This window comes from Moorena sp. SIO4G3, from assembly GCF_010692305.1.
Lineage (GTDB): Bacteria > Cyanobacteriota > Cyanobacteriia > Cyanobacteriales > Coleofasciculaceae > Moorena > Moorena producens_A.
Window position 1 is genome coordinate 24,213 of record NZ_JAAHIG010000044.1, and the last position, 18,054, is coordinate 42,266.

Consider the following 18,054-nt stretch of genomic DNA (forward strand, 5'->3'; position numbering starts at 1 on the left):
TTCGTTGCTAAACTTAACACGGCCCAGCTCGTAGTTGACCAAATAATATACCCATGCCCTGCAAGTTACTCTTTGTCTGCCTTGGTAATATCTGCCGTTCTCCCTCAGCCGAGAACATCATGAATCACTTGATAGCACAAGCAAATCTTTCTGACCAAATTGTCTGCGATTCCGCTGGTACTTCGAGTTATCATATCGGTTCTGCCCCAGATCGGCGTATGACAGCAGCTGCCAAACGTCGGGGGATTGTACTGCAGGGGCAAGCACGGCAGTTTAATCGGTCTGACTTGGAAGAATTTGACCTGATTTTGGCTATGGATCAGCAAAACTACGAAGATATTATCTCAGTTGATCCAGTTGGGAAGTATAAAGATAAAGTAAGGCTAATGTGTGATTTTGCCCGTCATCACACCGAGCGCTCAGTCCCCGATCCATACTACGGTGGACCAGAGGGTTTTAATAAGGTGATTGATTTACTGCTAGACGCTTGCGAAGGTCTGCTGGAACACGTTGTTGAAAATTACACCAAGACTAGGCAAAACTAAAAACTGCCAACTACTAATTGCCAATGGTGAACTTAGCATTTGTGCCATTGGTGGTTAACTGGATGAATTCATTTGATTAAATGGTGTTCTAAGGCAAATCGTAAGAGTTCGGCTCGGTTACTCGTATCAGTTTTTCTGAACAGACGACTAACGTACTTCTCGATTGTCCTCGGACTCAGGTGTAGTTGGTTACCAATTTCGACATTGGATAAACCAGTAGCCAGTAAATTCAAGACTTGCTGTTCTCGCTTGGTCAGCTGTAGACCATGAGCTTGGGTATTATTCCCTAATTGATGATTAATCTCTACGGAGTTGATTGATCTCGATCCCGGTTGCTCAACCGGCTCTTTTGTAGTCTGTGGTGATGAGAATCGTAACTCCGTATGAATCATTTGCGATCGCACTAGTAAACTTTGAATGACTGCACCCAATTCTTGCATCTCAAAGGGCTTAGGTAGGTAGACATCACACCCCGACTGATAACCCTTGATGCGTTGATTGGTGCTATTGAGTTCGGTTAAAAATACAACAGGTAACAACCGCAATGGGGGCTTCTGACGCACTTTTCTCACCAGTTCATAGCCATCTATTCGCGGCATATTAATATCTGTAACCAGAAGGTGAGGGTGATAAGTCTCAATCATAGACAGCGCTTGCTGACCATTTTCAGCAGTAATAACTGAATAACCTGACATTTCCAGATAATCGCTTACAGACAGACGAGTGCCCAGGTCGTCATCTGCAACCAGAATAATCAATGGCATGGGATAACTATAGTACTGACATTTAGCTAGATCCGCGAGAAGCCTCACATCTCAATGCTACGCCATGAGTGTGAGATGAATCGCGGACAGAAGCTTTGATAAACAGCCCTTAAGACGGTATAATAGAAATAGCAGGGAAGACAAAATAAGAGCTAACCGCCACCTGCATATGTGACATACTCCCACACTGACCTTTACAGGTTCAGTGTGGGCTTCTTACCAACTCCACCTATTGGTTCGGATACTCGGTAAGCTTTACTACTGGCAGGATGCCCCACCGCCAAATTTAATATATTGATCGCTGCGTTTACATCTCTATCAGCTACATAGCCACAATGAGGACAAGAGTGAGTGCGATCTTTTAGTTTTTTCGGCACTTTTTTGCCGCAGTTAGAACAGTTTTGGCTAGTGTTTCGGGGATTCACTGCTTTCGTTGCCAGTCCAGCATTTAAGGCTTTGACTGACAAGATTGAGAGGAATTGACCCCACCCAGCAGTTATAGTCGATGTCCCCTATTACGGGGAGCACCTCTACTTCAGAACCGTGCATGAAACTTTCGCCTCACACGGCTCCTGGGTAAACTCGGTCTGTGACCGGCCTTTTGGCTTGCTCCAGTGTATCTGTTGATGGCAGCTCTGATGAACTGCTAGTAAGTTCTTTTTTGACCAATTGTCGTGGTTTTCATCTATATGATGAAGGTGTACAGATTCGCCTTCCAAGAACTTCAATCCACAGTGTCCACAGGAATGGTTTTGCTTTTTCAATGCATCAGATGTAGCATCGGAGTAAAGGCGGTTATTCCTTTGACTCCAGTAGACTAAGTCGCCGTCATAGGGTGACTTAGTCCCCTTAACGTTCACGTGTTGGTTTTGTTTGTATCCTACTTTTGGGAAGGCCTGTTTGCATAGTTCATTTGCTCTGTACCGACTTACTTTCTTTTCCTTTCGGAACTTTCGGTGGGCAGTGTGATTCATGAACCATAGGGAATCCCTAGAGCTGCTCATATCGCAGCTGCTATGGTAGTTGCGCCATCCGCGAACGATTGGGGCTAATTTCTTAGCTTTTACTTCAGCACCATAATTCGAGCAGTTGACTACGGATTTAATCTTCTTACGTATGTTCCGGTGGTTTTCCTCTGAGGGAATACACGAGAATTTACCGTCTTTTCTGACGCGGAACTTCCACCCCAGGAAGTCAAATCCGTCTGTCGTTTTGGTTAGCTTGGTCTTTTCTTCACTGATTTCCATTCCTCTTTTTGCCAAAAATTGTTTGACTTTATTGAGGATTTTTTCAGCGTTATCTTTTGGCTTTAAGATGAACACCATATCGTCTGCGTATCTCAAACTTGGGTGTATGTCTTCTATTCCGTTTAGTGCCACATTTGCTAATAGGGGACTTACCACACCGCCCTGAGGGGTACCCTGGTCTGGAAATTCAACGGATACTCCTGCTTTTAAGCATCTGAATATTCCGTTTTTGACTTTCGCTGGTGCTATTAGTCTTTCCATTATGGAGGTGTGGCTGATTCGGTCAAAGCACTTTTTGATGTCCAGTTCTATAATACGCTTGTTAATGCCATTTCTGTCTGATTTCAAATGTAGAAATAGACGTTTTTGGACATCTTGAGCGCATCTGCCGGTTCTGAATCCGTAACTATCACCACTGAATGTAGCCTCGTGGGCTGGTTCGAGGGCTAGTTTCACTAGACATTGCCATGCTCGGTCTGCGATGGTTGGTATCTTCAACATCCGGATTTTCCCACTCTTTTTAGGGATTGGTACTTCACGTAGTCGGCTGTGTTTCCAGTCAAAGACACGGTCGTTCAATGTTTCTACCAATTCCATTCGCTCTCTGTAGTTGAGGCTTGACTTTCCATCAACTCCAGCCGTTTTTTTTCCAATATTAAGCTGTGTCACCTGTTGGACTGCCAAGAGCTGTGCTGAGCGGGATTTCAGTATCAGTTTTTGTAGTGACCTAGCTTTCTTCACGTCACCTGCTCGAACCGCTTTGTACACTCGTTTTTGTAGGCGGAAAAGATTCTTTTTGTGCTGTTTCCAGCTTTGACCTTTCCAAAGTTCACTATGGCTTCCCATGTGTCTAACTATGCTCTTCTAGAACTTGTATACTCTGAATACCCGCAGCCAGTTATTCGGCTGCATCCTACCCGGCAGTGAGGATTAAGTTTGACATAACTTACCTGGGGTACGACCTATCCCTGGACTCATAAATTGCTGCCGTTTTTTCTCGTTCCATTCATCGGATTGTTATGATGATTTAGGGCAGTCCGGAGATGAAACCTTAGAATAGTGGAGCCTTACACCAAAATTTTTAACCCTTTTACCCATAGCCGACTAACTATAAAGGCTCCACTATTCTTGCGGTAACTTCGTTCCCATTTTGCCTATTCCCTTCTCGGAGGTTACAACTGTCATTAGAAAAACGTTGTGAGAATAATCGGGAATCAAGTCTCGCATATACTAGTCAGATTGCGGCTTATCTATTAGACACTTTTTCAGGACTTTTGCTACTGTTACCCGTATCATCTTCCCTTTAGCGGCAGTGTGGCACATCTGATTTACCTCTGATTCCGCCCTGATGCCAGCGTCACTCTGCTGGGTTGTCGCCCGCTCGGTGTGGCCAGGTAGGGTGTCACTTGTCTCCTCAAGGGGTCGGGTTTGCACCGCCATCCTGATGAATAGTTATAACTTTTGGGGTTATCCCGCGAGTTACCTGAGTCATACCCCTCCGGTTTCTGGAGGCTCCTACTCAGAACGAGCCGCACTCTAATATAGATTTAGCCAATTTGGTCTTAGCCAGACCTTTAATATTGAGCTTCTCATGAGCTACTAGATCATGTTCATCCAGTAATCCCTTTGCAGTTTTAAAATGAAAATCTTTCCTGGTGTCAGCAACCTTCTTGTGAGCTTTCCCTAGTTTAGTGACAGCTTTTTTCCTATTATTACTCCCTTTTTTAGATCTGCTGACAGCTTTTTGAACTTTCTTCAGTCGTTTCTGAGCCTTTCGATAATACTGAGGAATTGGCACCTCTGAACCATTTGACTTGACCAGAAAAGACTTGAGACCCATGTCTATTCCAATAGGATTTTTAACACTATCTACTGGGATGACATCTGGGACAGTATCATCTTGTATTGACAACGTAACATAATAGCCGTCAGCTTTTCGGGTTACAGTGGCCGTCTTGATTTTAAAACCTTCTGGAATAGGTCTATGGTAAATCAGCTTGACTTTTCCAAATTTCGGAAGAGTCAAATTATTGCCATCTATAGGGTTTGTGCCAAGAGAAGGAAATGTAAAAGATTTATATCTGTTTTTCCCTTTAAAGCGAGGTCTTCCGCTCTTTCTTCCGTTACTATCCCCTTTGAGGTACCGCTTAAAAGCTAGATCTACTCTCTTGACACAGTCTTGGAGAACTTGGGATTGAACTGCACTGTACCAAGGTCTATCCTTCTTTAACTGGGGGAGGGTTTTCTTTTGGGAAAAATAGTCTGGATTGTTCCTTAAATTTGGTAAGTGGCAAACAAGAGGGCAAGAGTTAATGGAACAGCGATTCTGTTCGTACCAGTTAAATCTATCAGCCAATAGATAGTTATATTGATGGCGAAGCATGTCTAGCCATCTTTCTATTTCCATTTCCTGTGATTTGGTTAGTCTTAACCGGTACTGATACGCTGATCTCATTGTTGCTATCTCTTGTTTATCGACCTATTATTAGGTTAGCAACCGTATTTACAAGTGTCAAGGCGAAATGAAAGATAAAAACTTAATGATCAGATTGACTAGTTTTGAGAAAAAGCAACTCAAACAGGAAGCTGACCGGAGAGGAATGACTTGTTCGGAATTACTTAGAAGCTTGATAGCTCGCTTCCCTATGCCGAAAGACTCTGTGTAAAATTCATCCCACGCCGACTTTCAGTTCGGACGTGGGGCTTCTTTTACCGGACAGCTAAAAAGAAAGAACGAGTTGTATTGTTCCGGTGGGTCGAGGCATCCCGGAGAGGAAACCTTAGAAGAGTGGAGCCTTAATCATAAAGTTTTAACCCTGTTATGCATAGCCTGCTAACCATAAAGGCTCCACTCTTTAAGCGGTAACTTCTGACCGTATGGTTAATAAAGCTTGCTGAGTATCCTAACCCATAGGTGGAGTTGGCAACAAGCCCACACTGAACCGATAGATCAGTGTGGGAGTATGTCACAACAAACCTACTCCTAAGCTAGGTCATCTAGTGCTAAATTGGTGACTAAAAATACTTCGACACCAGCTCCATCAGAACTGTCTGGAGATAGGAGTTGCCTGGTAAAATTAATATAGATACCTAGACAACAACATAGGTCAGGGTTCACAAAGAATCACCCTTGTGATTAATTAGTCAGTCAGCCCCCCCCTCTTGCCTAGACCAGCCACTAGTCTGATAATCCTTGCATAGCACTTAACGCTTTCCCCAAGCGCTTGACACCATCAGAGCAATCGAGCCGAGCTAAATGAACTTCGATAAAGGAGACACTATTATGGTTAACTTTTGCCTGTTCTAAGGCTTGTTCTAACTCACCTTCAGTACGCACTTGGCAACTCCAGCTATTGCCAAAAACCTGGGGTAACTGATGATATTTCCAAGGTTGAATATTGTTGTACGAGCCTTCATGGATAGCCCGCTCAATAGTGTACCCGTCATTATTAATTAAGAAGATAATCGGGTTAAGTTGATGCCTAATAATCGTAGAAAGTTCCTGACAGGTCATCTGGAAGGCACCATCACCAACAAAAACAATCGGTCTACGGTTAGGAACAGCCAAAGCGACTCCTAGGCAGGCAGGAACTGAGAAGCCAATAGAGGTGTAAAGCGCCTGTCCAATGTAGTCGCTGTCTCCTTGGAGTACCAAATCAACGGTAGCAATTAAAGCATCACCAGTTTCAGCAATCACGATTGAGTCATCATCAATAAAGTGAGTAATCCGCTCATAGAATCTGGCATTAGTTAGCTTTTGCTCAGGTTGTGATTCAAAGCGTTTAGACAAAGACTCTATAGCTGGCTTGATATCCAAGACATCAGATTTTTTCTTCTGAAGTTTGGCAGTTAGACCAGCAATGAAATCCGGTAGATAAACGGGAGAATAGAAGTGGTGTTTGATTTTAACTTTGTCAGAATTAGCATTAATTAATCGCTCTTCGGGAAGTTGGGCAGTGAAACCACCCAGATTAATGTCTGACATGAAGGCACCCAGGCACAAAATACAGTCTGCTGTTTCAACTCGTTGGCGTACATACTCCTGACTGAACGCTCCTGCATAGCTACCAATGAATTGTGGGTGGCTTTCGGAGATGATTGACTTGCCTAACAAAGTGGTAGCGAAGGGATATCCTGTCTGCTCCAGCAGGTTGGTAAGTTGGTCTGCTATACCGTAGCGGTGGAGTTCAACCCCAGCTATAATAACGGGATGCTGGGATTGCTCTAGCAAACTTACCGCCTCTTCAACTGCCTCTGATAAAGCGTGGATATCGATAATTGGGGCTTCTGGTAAGTCACGCTCCCCAGTAACAGGACAAGGTTGATTGACTAAGTCTGAGGGAATTTCAATGTATACAGGTCTGCGGTGGCGCAAACAAGCAGCAATGGTCTGGTCGATTTGCCTTGCCGCTTGACTAGGGCTGGTAAGCCTCACGGCTGCCACTGTAATTTTTTCAAAAATTTCCAGCTGTAGATTGTAATTACCGGCAGTGTGATGTAGGAGTAACTTTTGCTGCCGCTGGGAACTGTTAGGTGCTCCACTAATCACGATCAAGGGGACTAGCTCAGCGTAGGCACCCGCCACAGCATTGACTAGACTGAGTCCACCGACATTATAGGTAACGCACAACCCACCAACACCATTAAGGCGAGCATAGGCATCAGCTGCATATCCGGCATTGAGTTCGTTACAGGTGTAGATTAACTCTACAGAACTGTCTAGCAAGACATCCATCAGACCCAGGACGTAATCTCCCACTACGCCAAAAATATGCTTGACACCAGCGGATTGCAGGCGTTGAGTAAGGTATTGACCGACAGTTACTACATCAGACTGAGCCATTGCACCTCTGACCTCTTTAATTAAGCTATCTTTATGGCCAGCATAACCAAAATTTTAAAAAACGTTAATTTGTTTGTAAAAAACGTTACATTTAAGATATAATCTAACTTTTTATGATTTATATTCTAGCAAGTTTCTTGAGTTGACTAGGAAGCCTAACGTGTTTTTTGTTAACTAGCCTTAAATTTGACAGTTGGCTGTCAATGATTAACAGTCAACTGTCAAGAAAAAAGGTCAAATATCTATTAGCTTATACAGGAGAAACTTTTAGACTACTTGGCTGGCCCAGATTCCCTTCTAAGACAATACCCCGCTGGTTATAAGCCAGATGACGCAGCAATTTGTAAATCCCTTCAATTTGGTCAGGGGCTCCCACTTTCTCAGCTAACTCCGAAACAGATATGGCAGCACTTTCCTGGTGTAGTACCTCCATCACCTTTTTCTGTAAATCCAGAATGGCAGCGGCGGCTTTTTTACCCGCTTCTACCCCAGGTTGGTGATAGGCATTGATATTTACCAAGGATGCATAAAGACCAACAGCACGTTCATACAGGGCAATCAATGCCCCCACGGTTCTAGCATTGACCTGACGAATGCTTACGGTAATGGAATCCCGTTGATTTTCATACAACGCTTGCCGAGTACCTTGTAATAAACCTGATAGATAGTCTCCCGTAGTTACACCAGGTTCTACTTCTGGAGACTTCCCTTGTCGGTCTTCTAAGACTTCAATGAACGTGACAAAGAAATTGGGAACACCTTCCCGAAGTTGCTGTACGTAGGCATGTTGATCCGTTGAGCCTTTGTTACCATAAACCGCAATGCCCTGATAAACCGTATTGCCCTCTAGGTCTTTTTCCTTACCTAGAGATTCCATTACCAGCTGCTGTAAGTAGCGGGAGAATAGCAATAGACTGTCTTTGTAAGGCAACATGACCATATCTTTCTCCCCCTTGCCATTGCCAGCAAAGTACCAGCATAGAGCAAGTAACGCTGCTGGATTGCTTTTGAGCTCGGGGCTACCGGTAGCGCTATCCATATCTTTAGCACCAGCCAGCATCTGACGGATATCAATCCCTTGTAGTGAAGCTGGAAGTAGTCCTACGGCTGACATTTCAGAGGTACGTCCTCCTACCCAATCGTACATGGGAAAGGTGGCTAGCCAACCTTCGGATTTTGCCAATTGATCTAGTTTGCTGCCAACACCCGTAATGGCAACAGCCTGGGCAGCAAAGTCTAGATTCTGAGACTCGTAGGCTGTTTTAACTTCCACCATGCCGTTACGAGTTTCTGGTGTTCCCCCAGATTTGGAGATGACTAATACCAGAGTGCTAGACAATCGATCTTGGAGTCGGGTAAGCACAGCATCAATGCCAGCTGGGTCAGTATTGTCAATAAAGTGAATGGCTAAAGGAGGAGAGTCTAGCGCGAGGGCTTCAGCGACAAACTCAGGACCAAGGGCAGAGCCCCCAATACCAATGGAAAGAACATCTGTAAATTTTGGTGCCCTAGGGGGATGGATGGCACCCGTGTGGACATTTTGGGTAAAGGTTTCAATCTTTTCGAGAGTGTTGACAATGTCTTGTTGGAGTTCTGGAGTTGGGGCTAAGTCCGGGTCTCTTAGCCAGTAGTGACCGACCATGCGGTTTTCATCAGGGTTTGCGATCGCACCGTTGACTAGGGCATCCATATCCTTAAATGCCTTTTCAAACTTAGGCAGCATCGCCTCCACAAAGGCATCATCAAACCCCATACGGCTGATATCGAGGTAAAGCTCTAACCCTTCGTGGTAATAAAGCCAATCCTGATAGCGTTGCCAGAGTGCAGCGGCGTCCATAAGTAGCTCTCCAACTTCTTTTATTGTCCACTCACAAGTTTAAGGCAAGCACATAGCGTAAACTACCCCGACTTAGCTAGCCCTTGGGGTCGGGGCTATGCGCGACTTTTACCAAAACGTTTTTTGGATTTTTGAGCAGGTCTTGAACCCACTCAACTGGTTGAAGCGACAGGCTGTGGGAAAATGATCGAATCCCGGAGCAACTTACTAGCAGCTATAGTTTCCTGTCTTGCCCATTGATCTGCTGCCAAGATATCCTCTAAGGAAGGATTGGAACAGTTATCAGCTTGGTGGCGATCGCATACAGATTCAATACAACGAGCAATATCCAAATAACCAATTTTCTCCTCTAGGAATAGGGCAACTGCCTGCTCATTGGCTGCATTCAATACCGCTGGCATCGACCCCCCAGCCCGACCAGCCGCATCAGCGATGTTCATACAGGGATATTTCTGATGATCCGGTTCCCTAAAAGTCAAATTACCAGCTTTGACCAAATCTAGTGGTTCCCAATCGGTATAGATCCGCTCCGGCCATGACAGGGAATAGAGTAAAGGTAAGCGCATATCTGGCCAACCTAACTGAGCTAATACTGAAGTATCTTGTAGTTCAATCAAGGAGTGAATAATACTCTGGGGATGAATCACAATGTCGATGTGGTCATAATCCATGCCAAACAGGAAGTGAGCCTCAATCACTTCCAATCCCTTATTCATTAGGGTGGCAGAGTCCACAGTAATTTTACGTCCCATGGACCAATTGGGATGCTTTAGGGCATCAGCCACCTTCACTGAAGCTAACTTGTCCACAGACCAATCTCGGAAAGCCCCCCCGGATGCTGTTAGGATAATCCGCCGCAATCCCCCTGCTGGCACTCCCTGAAGACACTGAAAAATTGCCGAATGTTCTGAGTCAGCTGGTAGCAGCTTAATACCATGTTTTTCGACTAACGGTAGTACCACTGGACCACCTGCAATTAGAGTTTCTTTATTCGCTAAAGCAATGTCTTTACCCGCTTCAATAGCAGCAATAGTAGGCAACAAACCCGCACAGCCGACAATGCCAGTAACTACAGCTTCCGCATCACCATAGCGTGCCACTTCTACCACTCCAGCTTCGCCCCCTAAAAGAATAGGTTGGGGGTCAAGGTCAGCAATTGCTGCTTTGAGTTCTGGTAATTTCTCTTGATCACGAATTGCAGCAATTATCGGTCGAAATTGCCGAATTTGAGCCGCTAACATTTCCACATTGCGCCCAGCTGCCAATCCCACTAACTGGAATTGATCGGGGTATTGATTAACAATATCGAGAGTTTGGGTACCGATTGAGCCAGTGGAACCTAAGAGTGTAATTTTTTTCACAATTTTTTTATAATTACCAACAACTCCCCTATCATACCGGGGCAATGGGAAGCCCATAAGTAACTCAACCCCATTAAAACAATTGGTAAATTTTTCTTATGGTACTGGCAATTTGGCAACAAACCTTACTGATTATAGGTTTTGATTAAGTTTTACCCCTATTGTCAGTGATAAGCAAGTCTTATGTAATCAATCACACAATGCAGACGGGATTAATGGGGCATCATATGGATAAAATCTATATATATAGCAGCTCTCAATTGGGTGAGGTACATCGTCCTTGGTTTTAGGGAGTAGGGATGCAGCTTGGTCTTGGGGAAAACTCCTAAGAGCGACTGGCGTCTACCCTTAATAAGGAGGGTTAGGGGGGATTGCTAATGCCCCACGGGGTTTATCAGGTTCAAACCCTTGGGTCCGCAAACAGCCGTTCCCGATGAGCGACTGCATCAAGACATTGAATCTACCTCATAAGTATGATAAAAGCTAGATGTAATCAGTGATAAGCAAGTCTTATGTAGTCAATCACACAACTTAGATGGGATTAATTCAGGATCGTATGGCCAACATCTATATATATGTAGATGATGTGGTCTCTTTCCTATGAAAAGGTATTATCAGTGATTTGAGCAAAAGGTTGCATGAAAATTGAGACACTGGCAGTGCATGCTGGCCATAATATTGACTCAGCCACAGGGGCAGTAGTGTCCCCAATTTATCTATCTACTACATTTGAACGTCAGCCAGACGGCAGCTACCCTCAGGGTTATAACTACAGTCGAGACAATAACCCGAATCGGGATAGTCTGGAAAAATGCCTATCTAAATTAGAGGGGGGAGCAGCCGCCGCCGCTTTTTCTTCTGGTTCAGCTGCTACCTTGAGTATCTTCCAGGCTTTGTCCCCTGGAGACCATGTAGTGGCACCTATAGATAGTTACACAGGAACTGGGTTTCTCTTGCGAGAAGTTTTTGGCCCTTGGAATTTGGCGGTCACTTTTGTAGATATGGCTAATCCTACCACAGTGATGGAAGCAGTTCAACCCAACACCAAGCTGATTTGGATAGAAACGCCTTCCAATCCAATGTTAAGGATTACTGATATCAGCAAGATTGCCCATATTGCCCATAACCATAATGTCTATTGTGTTTGCGATAACACTTGGGCAACACCGATTAGCCAACGTCCATTGGAGTTGGGTGCAGATTTGGTTATCCACTCCACAACCAAGTATCTCGGTGGACACAGTGATGTCTTAGGAGGTGCCGTGATTACTAAGGTTAAGGATGAATTTTTTCACAAAATTAAAACAATTCAGATGGCTGGCGGTTCAGTAGCCGCCCCTTTCGACTGTTGGTTACTCCTGCGGAGCATTCAGACCTTACCCTACCGCATGAGAGCTCATTCAGAAAATGCCTTGAAGGTGGCACGATTTTTAGAAGAACACTCTAAAGTAGAAGCTGTTCATTATCCGGGATTGCCAAACCATCGAGGACATGGGATTGCTGCTGCTCAGATGAACCTGTTTGGGGGTATGATTTCTTTCCAAGTTAAAGGAAACAGGGAAGATGCCTTTGCCTTTACTGGCAAGGTTAAAGTATTTACACGAGCCACTAGCTTGGGTGGTGTCGAGAGTTTAGTCGAACATCGTGCTTCGATGGAATTTCCTGGTACCCGAACCCCAGACAATCTGTTACGGATGTCTGTGGGTCTTGAACATACTGATGATCTACTAGAAGATCTCGCCCAAGCTTTAGGTTAGTCAGGGGGCGTTGCACACTTGTAGGATTATACCATTTTTTGCACATAACTGAAAGTGGTTTATAGTCTACAGTTCAAACTTCGGCAAATAGGTACATCATCCCGTTATTGTGCAACGCCAGTAAGGCAGAAGCGTAATCCCATTACTAATTTAGAGATTTATGAGGAGTTATCGATTCTCTAGCGGCAGCACTCACCCAATCAACGAAAAAAGTCAAAAAGACAAAACAAACCAGCGTCATGCCCACACTGCGATAATCAAAGCTGCTCAGTTGTTCGGTCAACAACACCCCTAATCCTCCAGCCCCAACTAATCCTACAATGACCGTCTCCCGCATACACACCTCCCAGCGATAGAAAATATAAGCCAGAAAACGAGGTAAATTCATCGGGAATATCCCATAGAGAAACAAGAGTGCTCCTGGAGTTCCTTGTGCTTTTAAGGCTTCTAAGGGAGGCTTTTCCAAATTTTCATTTATTTCTGCCATCAACCTGCCAAGGATGCCTAGATTATGCAATCCTAGGGCGATCGCACCAGGTAAAACTCCCGGAAACATGACAAACATCACCACTAATGCCCAAATTGGGGCAGGAATAGCTCTGCAAAACAGTAGTATGATCCTGGTGAATACTAAGATAGACCAGCCTTGTAAGACAGCTAATCGGGAAGCTTTTGGACTGGGATTGAGCAATCCCCCTGGTAGCAAAAAATTATGGGCTGCCGGAAAAGACAGAACAATCCCTACAAGACCAGAACCAGCACTGGCCAGGACAGACATAATTAGAGTTTGTAGTGATAACTTCCACAGCTGCGACAAGGGCACAGTCTTAAAATCGAGGGGAAATGATGCTTGGGCAATGTCACCCAAGAGTTTTTGAGTTCGGGGAGACCAAAACTTGCTCAGATCAGGACTGACATACAAAAACCCCAAACAGCACAAAGCCACTAAAATTAAAACTACTCTCAAATTAATCCGGCGGCGCAAGATGACACTACTGATGTCAATCGCAGCGCTTAATAAAACTAGGGCATAGAAAAATGTCCATAGTTGTTCGTAACGCAGAGACTGTAAACTCAGCAAGATCTCATAGCCCAACCCACCAGCCCCAACCAGTCCCAGTACAGTAGCTGAACGAATGGAACACTCAAAGCGATAGAGGGTGTAGGACAGGAGATTTGAAAAGGCTTGCGGAATGATACTGTAAAGAAAGGCCATCAAGGGGGACACGCCACTACTGAGTAATGCCATCAAAGCACCCCGGGGCGTTTCATCCAGAATTTCTGAGAAGACCTTCGCGACTATTGCCCCATAGGGAATGGCGATGGCCATAATGGCCGCCAGAGGATCTAAACCCCAGATACTGACAAAAAAAATGCCCCAGATCATCTCATGAATTGCTCTGGGGAAGGCCAGCAGTCCCCGAATTCCCAGCCAGATGGGTTGTCGCAGAGTCCAGTGAGGCAAGACTGTCAACCACCAAACCTGGGAGGTGATAACTCCTGCCACCACGCCGAGCAAGATACTCAGAAAAGTGCCGCAGGCGGCATAAGCTAGGGTCGTGAGGGTAGCCTTCAGGGTCAGCTGCAGAAACTCAGGACTCACTTCGGGGTGCAAACTCGCCCGCAAGAACCGCAACAGTTGGTAAAATCCTCCCACATTAACAAGATCTTGCTCAAAGATACCAGCTTTAACAACCGCCATCCCGATAAAAATGACAAAACAAATTCCCCACAGCAGGCGGCGATTCAGTAATGGTGGACGAGATAAACTTTGAGTCATCTAAGTTATCGCAACGGATTTTAATAGTATTTTGGTTTCAAGGGAACAGTAGATAAAGGAACAGGGAATATAAAACGGGTAACAGCGAACAAAAATAGATATTTATATAATACCATAACACCCTAAAAATATAGTTTAATGGACGGAATTAGCCATAGATAAATGGTAAAAATGGTAGTGGTAAAGATGTAAGTATTTAGCTAGGGTGTAGTCAAGGTTTCGGGAGTTAAAATCACTACTTTTGTAGCGCTAACATCGTTCCTACGGTTCAAGTTATCATCAATTTTTGACCCGCTTAGTTTGATTGCTATGACTCGATTAAAGATTATTTGGAGATGTCTAATGTGTCTTCAACTTTACTTCAAATGCTATATAAGTTTAGACGGAACGGTTCCTAAAAAATTAAAACTATACATTCATCAGATCAGGTAAGTTTAGGACAGCTATTACTTGGCAAATTCCGGTATTTATTGGTAAAAGCCGTAAGTGTATCCATCTTTTCGGTGTATTGCCGATATATCTTGAGGTTTACAGCTTTTGTACCCTTTCATTCCTAACGGGGTAAATCCAAAACTTCCTTTACTTCTGGGAGTAACTTTGCCTATCCCTAGTTTTTGATGTTTGGCTATGTCTCCGGTTACCCAGCCTTTAATCGGCTTCAATGGGTTATGTCTAATGGGGTAGCCGTACTTGTTGAGTGCCGCTTTTTGCCTTCCTCCTTGCCCAAAGCAGGTTACTAGAAGAGGTTGAGAGGTTATCAAAGTTAAAGTCTCAATATCCCCAACACAAGCGGCATCAATAAGCGTGCTGTTTAGGGAGTCCTAGCTTCGTTCGGTTGTACTTAGTTTGTGCTCCCGTCCCAGTTACTACTGGTCTTACACTTTGGAGCATTTTTACTAGCTTTTTACGGGTTGCATTAACCGCCGCCGCATCCTTTAGGGGCTGTTTAGCTTTAGTCTTAATCTTCTGAAGTAGACTTGGCTTCTTTTTTAGAAAATCCTCTATAGGCTTATTTCCTTTTCGTTGGTTGCACTTTTTGCAAGCCAAACAAAGATTACTTACGCAATCGCTTCCTCCTTTCGATTTTGGATGGATATGTTCAATCTGCAAGGGGACATTTTGCTTTCCACAATAGGTACATTCCCTTTCCCATTTTTCAAGCAAATACTCTCTGACTTCATAGCCAGCTAGTTCCCCCTGCTGATACTCAACGCCACTAATTTCAGGATTCTGCATTTTTTGGGTATCAAACTTAACTCTTTCAACCCAAATCTCATTGACCGGACAGAATTTTATCAATCGTTTTACCCAAGTCTGGGTAGTCAGAATTCTGTGCTCTAGGCTAGGGGGCAGCCATCCCTGTGGGCGTCTACGGTTAAGGAATCGAGGTTTTCTGTAGCGGGTGTGGCGATTGCGCCTTCCGCTTCTTACAGCTCTTCTAGACTCTAGTTTTTTCTTGATTAATCCTCCTCTGTGTTCTAATTCCATCCCCCAAATAACTTGACCATTTTGGACTAAGGCAAATCCAGTTACCTTGCTGCCAGGATCGATCTTGATTTGACAGGGTGAGATAGTTGGATCATCGATCGCCGTTTTTAGGATGATTGTGAATGGATACATCCTAAAGACCGCCGCTTTACCTTTTTTCAATAATCGGCGTGCTTTCTTTGGCGAAATGGGATTTAGTGGTCGTTTGTTAGTGTCAATGATAAATACGTAATTTTGCATTTTTAGTGCGTCTCAAGTCGGTTATGTGTTCCGAGTGCTTCGCACACGCTTACGCGAACGGCAATGTTGAAATGGCTTGTTAGGCTAACCACACATTTTGCCTTCACCTTAATGATTAGCGACAGAGCCAGGAACTGGAGGTCATTCCTGGGTGTCATAACCAAATCAACGTAGGACTCAATCCTTAGCCTGCATCCTAGTTGGCAATTCCAGGAGTTACCGGGAATTACCAAGGCTTAAACTAGGAGTCTCTGTAGCATATAATTTGTCGATCATGCTCTGAGACAAAACCCCTGGAGGAACATCAAAGACAATCTTTCCCCGTTGCAATCCCACCAAGCGATCGCAATGACTGCAGGCGAATTCGATAGAATGCAGACTAGTTACTAATGTCTTTCCCCCTGTTTCACTTATCTCCTTTAGCAAATCCATAATTTCCCGACTCATTTGCCTGTCCAGGTTAGAAATCGGTTCATCAGCAATAATCACGTCAGGATTTTGCACCAGCACTCTAGCTAAGGCAACCCTTTGTTGCTGTCCTCCAGACAGTTCCTCGGTTGGTGCATAAAGCTTTTCGGGAATTCCTACCTGAGCTAAAGCCTTGAGAGCAGTGTCTACCTCTTGGGGAAACAATAAAGAAACAAGAGCTTTCATTAATGACCAGCGTCCTAAATGACCCGCATTAACGTTATGAATCACCCGGAGGTTATTGACTAGATTGAACTGTTGGTAAACGGTGCCAAGGCGACGCTGCACCTGACGCAATTGGCGCGGGGAGATTCTAGCTAGATTACGACCTAAGACCCAGACTTCTCCTTGACTGGGGAGTAAAATGCCATTGAGCAGGCGGATCAAGGTACTTTTACCTGCACCACTCGCCCCCACTAGGGCAACTCGTTCCCCAGGATAAATCTTGAGGTTAAGGTTAGTCAATGCCCGAAACTGGCCAAATTGCTGGGATACCTGTTTGAGTTTAAAGATAGGAATTTTAGTCATTGGTGATTAGTGATAAGCTCTTCAGCATTTGGCGTTGCTTAATATTGGAATGATTTTAAAAGTTTTTAGGTGCGCTTTCCGCATCTAATTATTAAATTCGCCACGGGTCGCACCTGTGGAATGGGCATCTTGCCTGTTCGGCGATCTTTTCTGGCTGGCAGGATGCCCACCCTACTCCTATTCAGCGCGAAGACACGCAACGCCACCTAAATTGCTCAAAGGTAACAGGGAACAGCGGATAAAGGAACGGGGAATAGCCAATTTAAATGTACATCAGCTTATTTACTTAATCTTGCCAATTTTCCGTCCAATTTTCTCAATTTGGGCATAGTTGTCATTTTTTGTAGAAATAAATTTAGTAGCTCCAAATAAGTCAAGAATTTCTTTTTGCTCGGGAACATTAGGATCTAGCTTTAATAAGGCGGCTTGAACCCGCTCGACAAAATCATCCCCGTAGCGTTCTTTGACTTTAGGATTAATCACCCAGTGATAATCATAGTAAGCTGGAGTTCGCCAAATCAACTCTACTTTTTTTAAGTCCACATTTCCAGCTGCAACGCGACTCTTCCAGACCTGTTCGTTCAAGGCTCCTACCTTGTAGCTCCCTGCCTCAACCAATTGAATCGTGGCATCGTGGGATTTGGAAAACCCAACTTCACCTTTAAAATCGTCTAAGGTTACCCCTGCTTGTTCGAGAAAATACTGGGGCATCAAGCGTCCAGAGGTAGATGACTCACTGCCAAAAGTTAAGGTATGACCTTTCAAAACTTTTAAATCTTTAATATCCTTAATCGGTTTTAGCCCGCTGCTTTTATTGGCGATAAAAACGGTGTGAAATTCAGCATCAATATCCCGTTGAGCGATCGCTTCAGCCTCTTCTACCTGTAACCGTGCTTGAACCCCAGTCAGTCCACCAAACCAGACCAGATCCAAGTCCCCCACCCGAAAAGCTGTTACCGCTGCTGCATAGTCAATCACAGGCTTGTATTCTACCGGAACCTTTAATTCTGCTTCTAGGTAAGCTGCAAGCTGGCCGTAGAGTCGCTGTAACTTTTCAGGATCTTGATCGGGGATTGCTCCAGTGGTAAAAGATTGCACCTGAGCCCCATTTCCAGACGAGGATGTAGAATCGGAGCTAGGGGAACAGGCAGTAACCGGTAGTAATAGGACTAAAAGAAAACCTAGTAAGATTTTTT

The 18,054-nt window shown here is 44.5% G+C and carries 10 protein-coding genes and 3 pseudogenes; 2 read left to right on the top strand and 11 right to left on the bottom strand.

Annotation, left to right across the window (positions count from 1 at the left end; translation table 11 throughout):
* Positions 1–53 precede the first annotated feature (53 nt).
* Complete coding sequence (locus tag F6J99_RS11230; protein ID WP_070391719.1) at positions 54–545, top strand: low molecular weight protein-tyrosine-phosphatase; 492 nt, start codon at positions 54–56, stop codon at positions 543–545.
* 68 nt (positions 546–613) lie between these two features.
* On the opposite strand, the gene F6J99_RS11235 is transcribed toward F6J99_RS11230, so the two are convergent.
* The 7 genes and pseudogenes from F6J99_RS11235 to dxr form a co-directional block, all read right to left on the bottom strand.
* The gene (locus tag F6J99_RS11235) at positions 614–1,309 is read right to left on the bottom strand and encodes a response regulator transcription factor (protein ID WP_293112995.1); all 696 of its coding nucleotides are present in this window, start codon (positions 1,307–1,309) and stop codon (positions 614–616) included.
* A 194-nt stretch (positions 1,310–1,503) separates the two neighbouring features.
* Positions 1,504–1,815, bottom strand: a pseudogene (locus F6J99_RS11240) (transposase); the annotation flags it as partial.
* 24 nt (positions 1,816–1,839) lie between these two features.
* Entirely contained in the window at positions 1,840–3,402 is a 1,563-nt protein-coding gene (locus tag F6J99_RS11245) for a reverse transcriptase domain-containing protein (RefSeq protein ID WP_293112996.1), read from the bottom strand.
* A 688-nt stretch (positions 3,403–4,090) separates the two neighbouring features.
* Positions 4,091–5,011, bottom strand: a pseudogene (locus F6J99_RS11250) (transposase); the annotation flags it as partial.
* A gap of 723 nt (positions 5,012–5,734) precedes the next feature.
* On the bottom strand, positions 5,735–7,399 hold the full coding sequence (locus F6J99_RS11255) for a thiamine pyrophosphate-binding protein (RefSeq protein WP_293112997.1): 1,665 nt from the start codon (positions 7,397–7,399) through the stop codon (positions 5,735–5,737).
* Positions 7,400–7,649: 250 nt separating this feature from the next.
* Positions 7,650–9,236, bottom strand: coding sequence for a glucose-6-phosphate isomerase (locus tag F6J99_RS11260; protein ID WP_293112998.1), 1,587 nt, complete (start codon positions 9,234–9,236; stop codon positions 7,650–7,652).
* 152 nt (positions 9,237–9,388) lie between these two features.
* Positions 9,389–10,597 carry a 1-deoxy-D-xylulose-5-phosphate reductoisomerase gene (gene dxr, locus F6J99_RS11265; RefSeq protein ID WP_293112999.1) on the bottom strand — a complete coding sequence of 403 codons (1,209 nt, stop codon included), beginning with the start codon at positions 10,595–10,597 and terminating at the stop codon, positions 9,389–9,391.
* A gap of 638 nt (positions 10,598–11,235) precedes the next feature.
* On the opposite strand from dxr, the gene F6J99_RS11270 reads away from it, so the two are divergent.
* Complete coding sequence (locus F6J99_RS11270) at positions 11,236–12,354, top strand: PLP-dependent transferase (protein WP_070391723.1); 1,119 nt, start codon at positions 11,236–11,238, stop codon at positions 12,352–12,354.
* A 145-nt stretch (positions 12,355–12,499) separates the two neighbouring features.
* Here the strand turns inward: F6J99_RS11270 and F6J99_RS11275 are convergent, their stop codons facing one another.
* The 4 genes and pseudogenes from F6J99_RS11275 to F6J99_RS11290 all read right to left on the bottom strand — a co-directional run.
* Positions 12,500–14,134, bottom strand: a complete 1,635-nt coding sequence (locus tag F6J99_RS11275) for an ABC transporter permease subunit (RefSeq protein ID WP_293113000.1) — start codon at positions 14,132–14,134, stop codon at positions 12,500–12,502.
* Between the two features lie 467 nt (positions 14,135–14,601).
* A pseudogene (iscB, locus tag F6J99_RS11280) lies at positions 14,602–15,862 on the bottom strand (RNA-guided endonuclease IscB).
* A gap of 216 nt (positions 15,863–16,078) precedes the next feature.
* A complete protein-coding gene (locus tag F6J99_RS11285) occupies positions 16,079–16,858 on the bottom strand; it encodes an ATP-binding cassette domain-containing protein (protein WP_293113001.1) in 780 nt (259 codons plus the stop codon).
* Positions 16,859–17,140: 282 nt separating this feature from the next.
* Positions 17,141–18,054 (bottom strand): putative selenate ABC transporter substrate-binding protein (locus F6J99_RS11290; RefSeq protein WP_293113002.1); only part of this gene is annotated, 914 nt, incomplete at its 5' end.

Bases quoted from the DNA above. Each gene is read 5' to 3' on its own strand.
- F6J99_RS11275 (WP_293113000.1), bottom strand. From the start codon at position 14,134: ATGACTCAAAGTTTATCTCGTCCACCATTACTGAATCGCCGCCTGCTG.
- F6J99_RS11245 (WP_293112996.1), bottom strand. From the start codon at position 3,402: ATGGGAAGCCATAGTGAACTTTGGAAAGGTCAAAGCTGGAAACAGCAC.
- F6J99_RS11235 (WP_293112995.1), bottom strand. From the start codon at position 1,309: ATGCCATTGATTATTCTGGTTGCAGATGACGACCTGGGCACTCGTCTG.
- F6J99_RS11230 (WP_070391719.1), top strand. From the start codon at position 54: ATGCCCTGCAAGTTACTCTTTGTCTGCCTTGGTAATATCTGCCGTTCT.
- F6J99_RS11285 (WP_293113001.1), bottom strand. From the start codon at position 16,858: ATGACTAAAATTCCTATCTTTAAACTCAAACAGGTATCCCAGCAATTT.
- F6J99_RS11260 (WP_293112998.1), bottom strand. From the start codon at position 9,236: ATGGACGCCGCTGCACTCTGGCAACGCTATCAGGATTGGCTTTATTAC.
- F6J99_RS11255 (WP_293112997.1), bottom strand. From the start codon at position 7,399: ATGGCTCAGTCTGATGTAGTAACTGTCGGTCAATACCTTACTCAACGC.
- F6J99_RS11270 (WP_070391723.1), top strand. From the start codon at position 11,236: ATGAAAATTGAGACACTGGCAGTGCATGCTGGCCATAATATTGACTCA.